Annotated in this window: 1 protein-coding gene; it reads right to left on the reverse strand. The window is 74.0% G+C overall.

All coding sequences use genetic code 11. The features are described from left to right. Positions 1–388: LLM class flavin-dependent oxidoreductase (locus EAD98_RS02545; RefSeq protein ID WP_121652471.1), on the reverse strand; the 388-nt coding region annotated here is incomplete at both ends.

A 388-nucleotide genomic window follows, 5' to 3' on the forward strand; every position in this document is an offset into this window, starting at 1 on the left:
GTCCCGGCCAACCTCGGCGCAGGCCGCCTGCACCCGGTCGAGCTGCGCCGCGGAGTCCTCGACCGAGGCGAACGGCAGGTTGAACTCGTCGGCGTACCGGGCGGCCAGGCGCGGGGTCCGCTTCGGGCCCATGCCGCCGAGCAGGATCGGCGGCCGGGGCTGCTGCACCGGCTTGGGCAGCGCGGGCGAGTCGCTGACCGGGTAGTACTTCCCCTGGAAATCGAACGTCCCGCCGACCGGCGTCGCCCAGAGCCCGGTGATGACGGCGAGCTGTTCCTCCAGCCGGTCGAAGCGCTCCCCCAGCGCCGGGAACGGGATCCCGTACGCGGTGTGCTCCTCGCCGTACCAGCCGGTGCCGATGCCCAGCTCGACCCGGCCGCCGCTCATC

The organism is Micromonospora sp. CV4 (genome assembly GCF_003667455.1).
In the GTDB taxonomy this organism is placed as follows: Bacteria; Actinomycetota; Actinomycetes; order Mycobacteriales; family Micromonosporaceae; genus Micromonospora.